10 protein-coding genes are annotated in these 13,350 nt (G+C 70.7%); 5 read left to right on the forward strand and 5 right to left on the reverse strand.

Annotated features, from left to right (window positions below; all coding sequences use genetic code 11):
- The first annotated feature begins 34 nt into the window (after nt 1-34).
- A complete protein-coding gene (locus OG440_RS21150) occupies nt 35-1,153 on the forward strand; it encodes an ADP-ribosylglycohydrolase family protein (protein WP_406008364.1) in 1,119 nt (372 codons plus the stop codon).
- On the opposite strand, the gene OG440_RS21155 is transcribed toward OG440_RS21150, so the two are convergent.
- Entirely contained in the window at nt 1,150-2,718 is a 1,569-nt protein-coding gene (locus tag OG440_RS21155; protein ID WP_406008365.1) for a sodium:solute symporter family protein, read from the reverse strand. The two genes, OG440_RS21150 and OG440_RS21155, sit on opposite strands and share 4 nt — an antisense overlap.
- 138 nt (nt 2,719-2,856) lie before the next feature.
- On the reverse strand, nt 2,857-3,642 hold the full coding sequence (locus tag OG440_RS21160; RefSeq protein WP_406008366.1) for an SDR family oxidoreductase: 786 nt from the start codon (nt 3,640-3,642) through the stop codon (nt 2,857-2,859).
- A 171-nt stretch (nt 3,643-3,813) separates the two neighbouring features.
- Between OG440_RS21160 and OG440_RS21165 the strand changes: the two genes are divergently transcribed.
- Nucleotides 3,814-4,665: a hypothetical protein gene (locus OG440_RS21165; protein ID WP_406011410.1), complete on the forward strand. Its 852-nt coding sequence runs from the start codon at nt 3,814-3,816 to the stop codon at nt 4,663-4,665.
- Here the strand turns inward: OG440_RS21165 and OG440_RS21170 are convergent, their stop codons facing one another.
- Together OG440_RS21170 and OG440_RS21175 are read right to left on the reverse strand one after the other, a co-directional pair.
- The gene (locus OG440_RS21170; protein WP_406008367.1) at nt 4,666-6,816 is read right to left on the reverse strand and encodes an MFS transporter; all 2,151 of its coding nucleotides are present in this window, start codon (nt 6,814-6,816) and stop codon (nt 4,666-4,668) included.
- A gap of 170 nt (nt 6,817-6,986) precedes the next feature.
- The gene (locus tag OG440_RS21175; RefSeq protein WP_406008368.1) at nt 6,987-9,542 is read right to left on the reverse strand and encodes a D-alanyl-D-alanine carboxypeptidase; all 2,556 of its coding nucleotides are present in this window, start codon (nt 9,540-9,542) and stop codon (nt 6,987-6,989) included.
- A gap of 238 nt (nt 9,543-9,780) precedes the next feature.
- On the opposite strand from OG440_RS21175, the gene OG440_RS21180 reads away from it, so the two are divergent.
- From OG440_RS21180 to OG440_RS21190, 3 genes are all read left to right on the forward strand, one after another.
- Nucleotides 9,781-10,536, forward strand: a complete 756-nt coding sequence (locus OG440_RS21180) for a GPP34 family phosphoprotein (RefSeq protein WP_028807190.1) — start codon at nt 9,781-9,783, stop codon at nt 10,534-10,536.
- A 331-nt stretch (nt 10,537-10,867) separates the two neighbouring features.
- Nucleotides 10,868-11,737, forward strand: a complete 870-nt coding sequence (locus tag OG440_RS21185; RefSeq protein WP_406008369.1) for a helix-turn-helix domain-containing protein — start codon at nt 10,868-10,870, stop codon at nt 11,735-11,737.
- 210 nt (nt 11,738-11,947) lie between these two features.
- Nucleotides 11,948-12,139, forward strand: a complete 192-nt coding sequence (locus OG440_RS21190; protein ID WP_020131958.1) for a DUF397 domain-containing protein — start codon at nt 11,948-11,950, stop codon at nt 12,137-12,139.
- A 232-nt stretch (nt 12,140-12,371) separates the two neighbouring features.
- Here OG440_RS21190 and OG440_RS21195 read toward each other — a convergent pair whose 3' ends face one another.
- Nucleotides 12,372-13,241 (reverse strand): MerR family transcriptional regulator, encoded by an 870-nt coding sequence (locus OG440_RS21195; protein ID WP_406008370.1) that lies wholly within the window; start codon nt 13,239-13,241, stop codon nt 12,372-12,374.
- Nucleotides 13,242-13,350: the final 109 nt, after the last annotated feature.

Genomic DNA, 13,350 nt, shown 5'->3' on the forward strand with positions numbered 1-13,350 from the left:
AACGTCGTACGTACGGACAGTGCGGGAGGACTTGGTGGGCGCGACTGCCGGGCCGGTCTGGGGCCGTACCGAACAGCAGGACTTCCGCAGCCGGGTGCGCGGCACGCTGCTGGGCGCGGCCGTCGGGGACGCGCTCGGGGCGCCCGTCGACGGGCTCGGCATCGACGAGATCCGGCAGGCCCACGGGCCCGAGGGGGTCGTGGACCTGGCCCCCGCGCACGGACGGCGCGGCGCGGTCACCCATCTCACCCAGCTGACCCTGTTCACCGTGGACGGCCTGATCCGCGCCCAGGTACGGCGGGACACCGGCGCCTGGCATCCGCCGACCGATCTGCACCGGGCCTATCTGAGATGGGCGGCCACCCAGCGCGACTGGGGGCCCGACCTGCGCCGCAAGGACGACGGCTGGCTGGCCCACGAGGAGTGGCTGTACGCCCGGCGCGATCCGACCCGGACACTGCTGCTCGGGCTCGGCGACGAGGTCATGGGCACCCTGGACTCGCCCAAGAGCCCCGGCGCGGCCGGGCCCGAGGTGGTTCCCCGCTCGGTGCCCTTCGGGCTGCTCGTCGGCTGGGAGCCGCACCTGGTCGCCCAGCTCGCCGTCGAGTGCGCGGCCCAGACCCACGGCCACCCCACGGCCTACCTCGCGGCGGCCGCGTACGCCGTCACCGTGCATGCGCTGGCCTGCGGCGAGAGTCTCGACGGCGGGGTGCAGCGGGCGCTCGCCCTGCTGGCCGCGCGGCCCGGACACGAGGTGGTGTCGGAGGCCTTGCAGCGCGCGCTGGGTGCCGTACGGCAGGGGCTGCCGGGTCCCGCGCGGGTGGAGGAGCTCGCGGCGGCGGGCACCGCGGAGGCCGTGCTGTCGGGTGCCGTCTACTGCGCCCTCGTCGCGGAGGACGTCCGGCACGGGCTGCGGCTCGCGGTGAACCACGGGGCGCCCTCGGGGCCGACCGCCGCGCTCGCCGGCGGTCTGCTCGGGGCCCTGCACGGCGAGACGGCCCTCCCGCCGGCCTGGCTGGCCGAGCTGGAGGGCCGTCCCACGATCCTGGAACTGGCCGACGACTTCGCCATGGAGATGACCCAGGGGCCCGCTCTGCACGGTCCCGCCGGTGCCTCACCGGGCTGGCTGGCCAGGTACCCCAGGGGGAGTTAGTCCGTCACCGCCGTGGGGACCTCGTCCTTGGGGCGCGGCAGCCGTGCGGCGGCCGAAGAGTCGCCGTCCCCGTCCGTGTTGATCCGCTCGATGATCGCGAGGCGCTCCGGGGTGTCCTCGGGCTTGATGAAGCCGACGAGGATGTAGAGGACCAGCGACACGGCCAGCGGGATCGACACCTGGTACTGGAGCGGCACTCCGCCGTCGACGTTCCAGTTGATCGGGTAGTTGACCAGCCAGAAGGCCAGCAGACCCATCGACCAGCTGGTCAGGGCGGCGGTCGGGCCGGAGCGGCGGAACGGGCGCAACAGGCCCAGCATCATCGGGATCGCCATCGGGCCCATCAGACCGGCCACCCACTTGATGACGACCGTGATGATGTCCTTGAAGGCGGGGGAGTTGACCTGCGTGGCCGCCGCCATGGAGAGGCCGAGGAAGACGACGGTCGCCACGCGCGCCGCGATCAGCCCCGACCGCTGGTTCCACTCCCGCGCCCTGGCCCAGATCACGGGCGCGCAGTCCCGGGTGAAGACGGCGGCGATGGCGTTGGCGTCGGACGAGCACATGGCCATCGTGTGGGAGAAGAAGCCGACGATGACGAGCCCCAGCAGGCCGTGCGGCAGCAGCTGTTCGGTCATCAGCGCGTAGGAGTCGGAGCCGTCCGGCTTGTTCGACGTCACCAGCAGCGGCGACATCCACATCGGGAAGAACAGCACCAGCGGCCAGACCAGCCACAGCACCGCCGACAGCCGCGCGGAGCGCTCGGCCTCCTTCGGGCTGCCCGTGGCCATGTACCGCTGGGCCTGGTTGAGCATCCCGCCGTTGTACTCGAAGAGCTTGATGAACAGGAACGCGAGCAGGAACACCGTGCCGTACTGCGCGACCAGCGGCTTGTCGTGGCCCTGGAGCGCCGGCTGGTCCCAGGCGTCCAGGAACCCGATGCCCTTGTCGTTCAGCTTCAGTACGACGGCGACGAACATCGCGACGCCGGCCAGCAACTGGATCACGAACTGGCCCAGTTCGGTCAGCGCGTCGGCCCACAGGCCGCCGATGGTGCAGTAGACGGCGGTGATCGCGCCGGTGATGAGGATGCCCTGGTTGAGGGAGATCCCGGTGAAGACGGACAGCAGGGTCGCGATGGCGGCCCACTTCGCGCCGACGTCCACGATCTTCAGCAGCATTCCCGACCAGGCCAGCGCCTGCTGGGTCTTGAGGTCGTAGCGGTTCTTCAGATACTCCAGCGGGGAAGCCACATGGAGCCGTGACCGCAGCCGGTTGATGCGCGGCGCGAACAGCTTCGAGCCGATGGCGATCCCGAGCGCGATGGGGAAGGACCAGGTGACGAAGGAGGTGACGCCGTAGGTGTAGGCGATGCCCGCGTACCCGGTGAACATCACCGCGCTGTAGCCCGACATGTGGTGCGAGATGCCGGACAGCCACCACGGCATCTTGCCGCCGGCGGTGAAGAAGTCGCTCACGTCGTCGACGCGCTTGTGCGACCAGACGCCGATCGCGACCATCACGCCGAAATAGCTGATGAGCACGGTCCAGTCGAGACCGTTCATGTGCGCCCTCCCATAGTTCAGCCCGGCGTTCGGCCCGGCGCTCATCGTGGGCGCTGCCGCGTGAACACGACAAGTAACCGTAAGGTCAAGGGGAGGTAAAGGAATTCGGTATGGTGGTTCGCGTTCATCTATATGAACTCAACGCATCAGCTCCCCGGCGTTGACCAGCAACGACTGTCCGGTGATCGCTCGCGCCCGGTCCGACGCCAGGAACACCGCCGCGTCCGCCACATCCGCGTCCGTCGCCAGCTCGGGCAACGCCATCCGCGCCGTGAGCCGCCCCAGCACCTCCTCCTCCGCCACCGCCTCCGTCTGCGCGGTGAACCGGACGTAGGCCTGCACCGGCGGCCCCCACATCCACCCCGGCAGCACGGTGTTGACCCGGATCCGAAGCGGCCCCCACTCCCGCGCGAGCGAGTACATGGCGCTGGTCAGCGCCCCCTTGGAGGCCGCGTACGCCGCCTGGCTCACCTGCGAGGGGGCCGCCACGGCGGACTGCGTCCCGATGAACACCACCGACCCGCCCCTCACCCGCAGTCCGGCCAGACACGCCCGCGTCATCCGCAGCGACCCCAGCAGATTGACGTCGATCACCGACTGCCAGGTCGTGAAGTCCGCGTCCTCGACCCCGCCGAAGTAGGAGTCCCAGGCCGCCACGTTCACCACCGCGTCGATCCCCCCGAATCGCTCCCGCGCCAGTTCCGCCAGCGCCTCGCAACTCCCCTCGTCGGTGATGTCCGTGACCCGGTACGGGGTACGCGCCCCCTCGGGGTCGATCCCGGCCGCGCTCTTCGCGAGGTTCGCCTCGGTCCGCGCCCCCAGCACGGCGTTCCCGCCGTCCCGGACGACCGCGGCGGCGACCTGGTGACCGAGCCCGGCGCCGACTCCCGAGACGACGACGGTCTTGCCGGTGAGCAGTGACATCGCAAGCCCCCTTGCCGCCGGCCTGCCTGTGGCCTGCCTCTGGCGAATTATCTGACGGAGCGTCAGAGTATGGGCCAGTCACCGAGGATGGGGAAGAGCATGAGCGAGGAGACGCACCGCGACAGGCGCACCGAGACGCACGGCGACAAGCACGGCGACACGCCGGGCGACATGCACGGCGACACGCGGGGCGACACCCGCAGCGAGACGTACGCCGACCTGGCCGCCGTCGGCCCGTACGGGGTGCGCCCCGGCCACGCCCTGATCACCATGGTCGAACCGCGGCCCGGCCACGAGTACGCGTACAACCGCTGGTACGAGGACGACCACTACTACGCCGGCGCGATGGCGATGCCCTGGATGTACGCGGGCCGCAGATGGGTCGCGACCCGCGACCTCCAGCTCCTGCGCCGCCCGGAGAAGTCGGCGATCGCCCAGCCGGTCACCGCCGGCTGCTACCTCTCCACCTACTGGATCACCGACGGCCGCTACGACGAGCACATGAAGTGGACCGTCGCCATCAACAAGCGCCTCAACCGGGACGCCCGCGTCTACCAGGACCGCACCCACGTCTTCACGGCGTTCCAGGACCACGAGACCACCGTGTACCGGGACGGCGCCGCCGGCCCCCGCGACTTCCACGCCCTGGACCACCCGTACGCGGGCCTGGTGCTCGAGGTGATCGACGCGGACTCGGCGCAGCGGCGCGCCGAACTCCTGGAGTGGCTGCGCGCCCGCCACCTCCCCCGGCGGGTGGCGAGCTCCCCGACGGCCATGGTCACCGTCTTCCGCCCCACCCCCCTCCCCGGCGACCGCATGACCTACGTCAAGCAGGTCGAGGGCGTCGACACCCGCCTGACCCTGCTCTGGTTCCTGGAGAGCGACCCGAGGGACTGCTGGGACCCACACTTCACCGGCCTGGAGGAGGCGGTGACGGAGTCGGGCCTGGGGCGCGTGGAACTGATCGCCCCGTTCATCCCGACGGTGCCGGGCACCGACCGGTACGTGACCGAGCTGCGCTGATCACGGCTGCTTGAGTTCGTCCGGGCAGGGGGTGCCACGCGGCAGCTGGTAGGGCGCGGCCAGCCGGTACACGCCGGCCCGCGGAGCGACCAGCATCGTCCACTTGTCCCCGTCCGCGTCCTCCTCCGTCTCGAACAGGCATCCGTCGACGTTGTCGTACGTCTTCGGCTCCCCCTCGGCGCGGTCCTTGGACGCGTCCGTCTCCTGCGGCGGCTTGAGGCTCTTGCCCTGCGCGTCCACGACACTCAGCCACGGCGAGTACGGGATCCGGATCAGGATCCGCCCCGCCTTCTTCACGTCGATCGTCATCTCGTCCTGCTTGGCCCGCTGCACCACCGCGTTCGGCTCGGCGAGCGAGGCGGGGTCGGTGACCTTGAACAGCTGCCAGTTGGCGTCGCCCCAGATCTGCACCAGATACGGGAGCCCCCGCTGCACCAGCTGCCGCTCCCGTTCACCGCCGTCCCCGTCCAGCGCCTCCTTCGGGACGACGACGAAGTGCACGGCCCACCGCTGGAGCCACTCGTGATAGTTCGCCGAGTTGAGGGTGTCGTCGTAGAAGAGGGGGTTGCGCTCCATGTCGGCCTGGCGGTTCCAGCCCCGGGCGAGGTTGACGTACGGCGCGAGCGCGGACGCCTCGCGGTGCGAGCGGGCCGGTACGACCTCCACCCGCCCCTTCTCCGCGCCGATCTCCTGGAGCTCGTTGACGAGCGGCGCCAGCTCACGCGCCCAGGACGCCGCCGGGGTCGTCCGCAGGACGTCGTCGACCGACTTGAAGCCGATCCAGCCCACGAAGCCGAGGAACGCCAGGACGATCACGTACCACTTGCGGCTGCGCGGCACGGCGAACGGCAGCGCCGCCATCAGCACCACGCCCGTGAACAGCATGGCGAGCCGCGTGATGTTGGACCCGATCTGCGAGCTGATCAGCCACACCAGCAGGACCCCGAGCCCGTACACCGCCGAGGTGATCCGCACCGTCTTCCAGTCACGCGGGACGGCGACGAAGACGGCCACCGCGGACAGCAGCGGCAGGGACGCCGACCCGAAGGACATCGGCTGGGTGCCGGAGAACGGGAACAGCCAGGCCGACAGGGCCACCACGGCCGTCGGTGCGAGCCCCAGCGCCCACGCGCCGGGCCGCCGCTTCTGGAGGAACAGCGCGGCGGCGACGAGCCCCACGAAAAGCCCCGCCACCGGCGAACCCATCGTGGCGAGCGCGGCGAGCGGGGCGGCGCACAGCGCCTTCGCCCACCGTTTGTAGCGCCAGCGGTACGGCCAGCAGAACACGACCGCGACCGCGCCCAGCGCGAACGTGTTGCCGAGCCCGAACGTCACCCGGCCGGAAGCCGCGTTGCACAGCAGGGCGAAGACCCCGGCCAGCGCCGGCCACAACGGGTTCTTCACCGGCCGGCAGCGCAGCAGGATCAGTGTCAGCAGCCCTGCCGAGAGCGTCCCGGCGATCATCATCGTCGTCCGGACGCCGAGCAGGGACATCAGGTACGGCGACACCATGCTGTACGACACCGGGTGCATGCCGCCGTACCAGGCAAGGTTGTACGCGGAGTCGGGATGCCGGCCGACGAACTCGGCCCAGGCGTCCTGCGCCGCGAGGTCGCCGCCACTGTTCGCGAACGTGAAGAACCAGACGAGGTGCAGGACGCCGGACAGTCCCGTCATGGACAGCACGGGGTGACGTCGCAACCACCCGCCCATCCGGTCGACCGCGGATCTCACCCTGGACGGCTCACGCGCACGATCCGCATCGTCCACAGGGCCGTCCGTGCCGTCCACATGCGGTTCGAGGCGATTGCCGTCCACATGCGGTGCACGGTGATCGCCGTCCACCTGGCCGTCCATGGAGTCCACGCTGTCCACATGACCGTCCATACGGTCCATATGGCTGTCGATGTCGTCCACACGGCTGTCTGTGGCGTCCGCACGGCCGTCGACGCCGTCCCCGTCGTCCACACGCGCGTCCGCGCGCCCGTCCGTCGCCGTGGGGTCCGGGACGCCGTCCCGCTCGAGCTCTACCACCGGGTCACGGTCGTCACGGTCGTGGTCGCCCGACTGTGGAGCGGGCACCCTCGGTCGCGCGCCGGCGTCCGGGTCCTGACCGGTGTCGTCGGCGCGTGTCGGCTCCGCAGTGGCCACCTGAAGGCACTCCCCGTGTCCCGTCTTCTGCTCTCGGCCGCATGCCGTTCGCGTCCGCTTCACGGCTGCGTCCCTGCGACCGGCGACCTGTCCCGTTTCGTGACGCTAGCACGCACCCCGCCGGGCGGCTGCCCGACGGGGTGACGTAGGCGTACGAGCGGGGTCGCGGGTCAGCCGATGCGCGTCAGCTTGTCCGAGAAGCCCGGCTCGACCAGGTCCGTCTGCAGCGCGACCGGCACCTTCACCGCGCTGCTGGTGCCGTCCCCGACGGTGAGCGTGCCCACCTGGGTGCCGGCCTTCGCCTTGTGCGGCACGTCGTCGGCGGTGAAGGACAGCTTCACCGTCATGCCCGCCCAGCCGACCGCGGGGACGTCCTTGGTGATGACGACGGGCGTGCGGCCGCCCAGCTTGTCGTCCACATATCCGACGACGTCACCCTTCTTCAGGATCTTCGCCGAGGTGAGCGCGTCCTGGGCGGCGAGCAGTGCCGTCTTGCTGACCGCGTTGACCGTCTCGAGGATCTTCGGCTTGTGCTGGCCGAGGATCGCGCCGACGAGGGTCACCGTCTGCCCGTCGACCTTCTTGCGGGAGGCGAAGAGCAGGTTGCCGCCGGCCGCGGTGGTGCTGCCGGTCTTGATGCCGATCGCGCCCATGTTGTACGGCAGCTCGTTGTAGTTGTTCCAGTACTTGCCGGAAGGGTCGGTCCAGCTGGCCGCGCTGGAGATCGACACCAGGGCCGGGACCTTCACGAACGCGCGGCCGAGCTTCACCTGGTCCTCGGCCGTGGAGACGGTGGTCTCCTTCAGGCCCGAGGGATCGGTGTACGTCGTGTCGCTCATCCCCAGTTCCTTGGCGGTGGCGTTCATCTTCTCCACGAACGCCGCCTCCGACCCCGCGTCCCAGCGCGCGAGCAGCCGCGCGATGTTGTTGGCGGAGGGGATCAGGACGGCCGACAGGGCCTGCTTCTCGGTGAGCCGGTCGCCCGCCTTGACGGTGTTGAGCGTCGACTCGTCGCCGGAGACGTCGTAGCCGCCCTCCTTCTCCGCCGTCGCGTCGACCTCGATCTCCGGACCTTCCTCCCCGGCCTTCATCGGGTGGTCCTTGAGGATGATGTACGAGGTCATGGTCTTGGCGACCGAGCCGATGGCCACGGGGGTCTGCTTGCCGAAGCTGCCCATGGTGCCGACGCCGTCGGCGTCGATCCAGCCCTGCCCCTCACCCGGCCAGGGCAGCTGCGTCTTGCCGCCTTCGAAGGTGTAAGAGTCGTTCGCGGTGAGCGTGAGAGCGGTCGCCGGCAGCGGTCGTACGGCCTGCGCGATCGCAAACGCGACCAACAGCAGGATGACCAGCGGCGTCCAGATCTTGAGCCGTCGGCCGAGCGTGCGCAGCGGGGTCGGCGGGGGCGGCGGGGTGTTCGTCAGCTCGGCCAGCAGGTCCAGCGGCGGCTTCGGCGGCAGCGGCTGCTGCGTGGTGCGCTCGGGACCGATCTGCGGGACGAGGGCGGTGACGTCGGCCGGCTTCGGCGGGCGGGGCTCGTCGAGCGGCTTGAGCGCGACGAACTTACTGGTCCGCTCGGCGGGAGCCTCGGGCGTCGCCTTCGCGTCGGCCTTCGCGTCGACCTTCGGGTCGGCCTTCGGGGTGACCGCGTCCTCGTCCGCCTTGGGCCGGGTGGCGCCGCCCAGCTTCAGCATGGTGGTGGGCTGGTCGACGGCGGGCTTCGGCCGGGGGGCCTTGAAGACGGCGGTGGGCTGGTCGACGGGTGAGTCGTCGGGCTCGGCGGCGTCGGTGTCGGCGTCGGTGTCGGTGTCAGCGGCGTCGGGTTCGGCGTCCTGGGCCCGGTCGGACCCCTCGTCCGCGACGGGTGCCTCGGCGGATTCCGACGCCCACTTCGGCGCCGGCTTGGAGGCGGACCTGGAGGTGGGCTCGGCAGCGGGCTCGGCCTCGGGCTTCGCGTCGGCGGGCTCGTCGGCTTCGTCGGCTGCCTCGGCGTCGCTCGCGGAACGTTCCTCCGCCCGGCCGTCGGTGTCCTCGTCCGAGGAGTTCCCGCCGTCCGTCGCGTCCGTCGTGCCCGCCGTGGATTTCGCCGCGGGGCTCTTGTCGTCCGCCGAGGCCACCCACTGGGCCACGGCCTGCCGCAGACGGTCGTCGCCGCCCTCGGAAGCGTCCTCGGTGGTCCCCGAGCCGCTCGCGGCGGTCTCGGCGCCCTCGGGGCCGTCCTGAGCGCCCCTGGAGCCGCTCCCGGCGTCCTCGGCCGCCTCGGAGTCGGTCCCGGCGGCCGTGCCGCCGTTCTCGGCCTCTGCGGGCTCCTCGGCGTCTGCGGGCTCCTCGGCCTCGGCTTCGGGCTCGGCCTCGGTGTCGGCGTGCTCGGCCGCCGTGGCGTCCTCGGCGGAGTCGCCCGCCGTGGCCTCGCGGCTGTCCTCGGCGCGCGCGGACTCCTCGCCCTCCTCGACGGCTTCGGGCTTGCCGTCGGGCTCCGGCTTGCCGTCGTCCTCGGGCTGTTCGGACTCCGCGGTCTTCACGTCGCGTACCGAGAACACTCGCGTCGCCGTGTCCACGCCGCCCCGCGACGCCGACGGCTCGGCCTCCCGCGCCACGGCCACCCGCGGATCGCGGACTTCGCGCGATTCGCGAGGATCACGTGCCTCGGGAACCGTGTTCGCGCTCCCCGACGTCGGTTCTGCCGACGACTCGCGCTGCTTCGACCTGTCGGGGGACTCGCCCGCCACCGATGCCTCCTCCTGTGCCGCACGCCCACCGCGCGCTCGTGCCGAACCGTGAACCGCCCGCCCGAAACACACCTCACGGCGTGTCCGAACCATGTACCAGTGTCCTGTGTAGAGCGCTTGGCTCCTGCGGTAGACGAGAACGACATACCTACTGGTTCCACTACAAACAGGTCACGCACCCTCGACAGACCAATGTGAGAGGGGTCACCCTGTCACTCATCCACGCGGGGAGGCATGGATGGGCAGGAGCCGCAGAACAATTCCGGAAGAGCTTTTGTTGCTGGCGCTGGACCCGACCACGGGTACCACCGCACAGCCGCAGTCGCTCGACCTCGGCCTGGCCGGAGCACAGCTAGTGGAGCTGGCGCTGGCCGGACGGATAGCCCCTGACGGGGATCGTATCGCCGTGGTGTCCCCACGGCCGACTGGAGACCCAACGCTGGACTGCGCGTTGGAGTTGCTGCGAAGGCGTGGCGCTCCTGTACGGGCCGTCCACTGGATCGGCGGGCCGCGTCTCGGGCTACGCCAGACCTACCTCTCGCATCTGGAGCGGTGCGGCATGGTTCATGCCGTGGCGGGACAGATGTGCGGAGTGCTGCCGACGACTCGCTACCAGGCGACGGACACCGACATCAGCCGGGAGATCAAAGCCCGGTTGGACTCCGCGATCCGCACCGGCGTACCGCCGGACCCGCGGACCGCGGCGCTCGCCGCACTGGCGCACGCGGTCGGCCTCGGCAAGCACCTGTACCCGGGCAACGAGGGACGTTCGTCCCGCTCCCGGTTGCGGGATCTGATCAGGCACGACCCGATGGGCGGCCTCGTGGCGCACGCCGTGATGGACGTCCAGAACGGCGCGGTGGCACAGCCGCGTCGTAACCAGGCACCACCCGGCCGGCAGGCCGGACCCGGTGCCAGGCCCGCTCCGGAGCCCGCCCGTGGCGTTCCGGCGCAGCCGCACCGAGGTCCCATGGCGCGTGTCGTGGCTCACTGAGCCGCAGTGCCACGACACCGCGCCGGCAGGACCGGGTGACCCTGTGACGCAAGACCCGTAGGACGTAACACCCGTAAGACGTAAGACCCGCAGGGCCAGTTGTACCCGTCGGATTCAGGACCCGTCCGGGAGCCGCGGCGGCCGCGCGGGGTGGTGGGAGGTAGCGACCCGCCGCCCCGCGCGGACGCATGTCGGGGGACGGACCCGAACTGGCGTGTACCCGCCGCATATCCACCGTTTTCCAGCGGTAGAAAGCGCCTTGGTGGCAGTCTGCTCAACAGCAGATACGCAAAGTGTCAGGTACAGACACGCAGCCGGAGGTGCACGTCCCGTGGCGTCCAATGTCAATCCCACCGTCAGGCGACGCCGGCTGGGCCAGGAGCTGCGTCGGCTCCGTGAGCTCAAGGGCATGACGGCCGAAGAGGTCGCCGAGCGCCTGCTGGTGTCCCAGTCGAAGATCAGCCGGCTGGAGAACGGCCGACGCAGCATCAGTCAGCGCGACGTCCGTGACCTGTGCGGGGTGTACGAGGTCGAGGACCAGCGGATGGTCGACTCGCTGATGGAGATGGCCAAGGACTCCCGCCAGCAGGGCTGGTGGCATGCCTTCGGCGATGTTCCGTACAGCGTCTACATCGGCCTGGAGACGGACGCGGCGAGCCTGCGCGTGTACGACCCGCAGGTCGTGCCCGGGCTGCTCCAGACCCGGCAGTACGCGGAGGCCCTGATCTCGGGCGCGCTGCCGGAGGCCCCGCCGGCGGACATCGAGAAGCGGATCCAGGTGCGCCTGCGCCGACAGGAACGTATTTCCACAGCCGACAACCCGTTGCGCCTGTGGGCGGTCCTGGACGAGGCGGCGCTGCGTCGCGAGGTCGGCAACCGGCAGGTGATGATCGAGCAGCTCGACTACCTGCTGGAGATGTCCCAGCTGCCGCACGTCACCGTGCAGTTGATCCCGTTCACCATGGGCGCGCATCCGGGGGTGAGCGGCCAGTACGCGATCCTCGAGTTCCCGGACGCCGCCGACTCCAGCGTGGTCTACATCGAGGGAGTCACCAGCGACCTGTACCTGGAGAAGCCGCAGGACGTGCAGAAGTACAGCGTGATGTACGAGCACCTGCGGGCGCAGGCCCTGAACGCCGACCAGACGCGGGAGTTCATCGCGAAGGTGGCGAAGGACTATGCCAGGGAGAGCGCTTCATGAAGCGGCGCAAGGTACACCTTCGGCCGGGCCGGGGGGAAGTCCCTATGGAATATGCCATCCGGACGGGTGAATAGTCGCTCCGCATCTCGATGTTGGCGAGTAGCGTCGATCACGCCATCAAGCAACAACGGTGGCGCAAACCATGCCTGCGGACGGAGATCTGCGCACGGCCTGGTGACAGCAACTCAGCAACTGACTACCGGAGCGAACATGGCAATCCAGCAGGGCGCCGCGAACGAGTGGGTCAAGTCCTCCTACTCCCAGGGCAACGGCGCGTGCGTCGAGATCAAGTCCCCCCTCCGTGCGGCCATGGCCGTCCGTGACTCCAAGGTCACCGAGGGCCCGACCCTGGCCTTCCCCGCCGACGCGTGGAACACCTTCGTGGCATCGGTCAAGGCGTAAGGGGACGATCCCCTGAGACAGCCCCACCGGTACGACCAGCTTCACCAGCATCACCGGTACGACCAGCTTCACCAGCACGACCCCAGGGCCCCCTCGACCAGATCGCCGTCCTTGCCGAGGGGGCTCGGCACATTCCCGGGGTATCTCCGGGTCCACCCCGAGACCTTCCCGGGGCGTCCCCGACGGGGGCCGCCGGCCGGTTCCGCCGGCCCCGCTTCCCCGGCCGGCTCCGCTAGCCCCGCTTCACCGGGAACGCCACGTCACACACCGGATCCTCGGCTCCCGCCGCGTCCCAGTCGGCGAAGTAGACCTCCCGGCAGAGCCCGTCGTAGTCCCAGCCCTCCCGCTTCATCCAGGCCTCCACCGCCTCGTACGGGGCGAGGATCTGCGGATGCGCCACCTGCGCCTTGGTGATCCTCGTGTAAGCGAGCCGGCGGGCCGGCTCCACCCGCACCCGGAACTGCCGGCCCCGGCCCTGTGCGGCCGCCCAGGCCCGGATCCCGGGCTCGTCGGCGACCGGCACACAGGTCTCGACCGGCCCGTCGCTCTCCATGGACACCGCGGAGTGGTAGACGACGAACGGCGCCCCGACGACACCCCCGCACTGCCCGGCAGCCTCCTCCAGCCGCCCCAGCGAGGCGGGGATCCACGTGGGCAACTCGTCCGCGAGCGTGTGCCGTGTCTCGGTGACGATCACCTGCTCGGGCACGTCGACCAACCGGACCTCGAACTTCTCGTACATCTCGGAGCTCCTCCCCGACAGCCGTGCACGGAGGTAGGCGGCGAGGGTGCGCTGGGCGGCGAACCGGGTCTCGACATCGCCCCAGTAGGCGGCGAGCAGATCCCCGGACGCGGGCCCGTCGGTGGTCTCCACCACCTCGGCGATCCGCGCGAGCGGCATGTCCAGCTGGCGCAGCATGGCCACCAGCCGGGCGCGTTCGACCTGGCCGGCCCGGTAGTAGCGGTAACCGCTGGCCTCGTCGATGTGCGCCGGGGCGAGCAGCCCGAGCCGGTCGTACAGCCGCAGCGCCTTGGCCGAGAGCCGGGCCCGCGCGGCGAACGCGCCGATCGTGAGCAGCGCGCCGTCATCCCCGGTGTCCACCCGCACCCCCGTCGTCCTCCGTCACCGGGCGGCCTTCGCGCCCGGCGACGAGGAGGCTCCGCCCTGCCCCAGGGGCAAGGTCAAGCCGGACGGTCCCGTCGGGAACCGA

Source organism: Streptomyces sp. NBC_00637 (assembly GCF_045161545.1).
Taxonomy (GTDB): domain Bacteria; phylum Actinomycetota; class Actinomycetes; order Streptomycetales; family Streptomycetaceae; genus Streptomyces.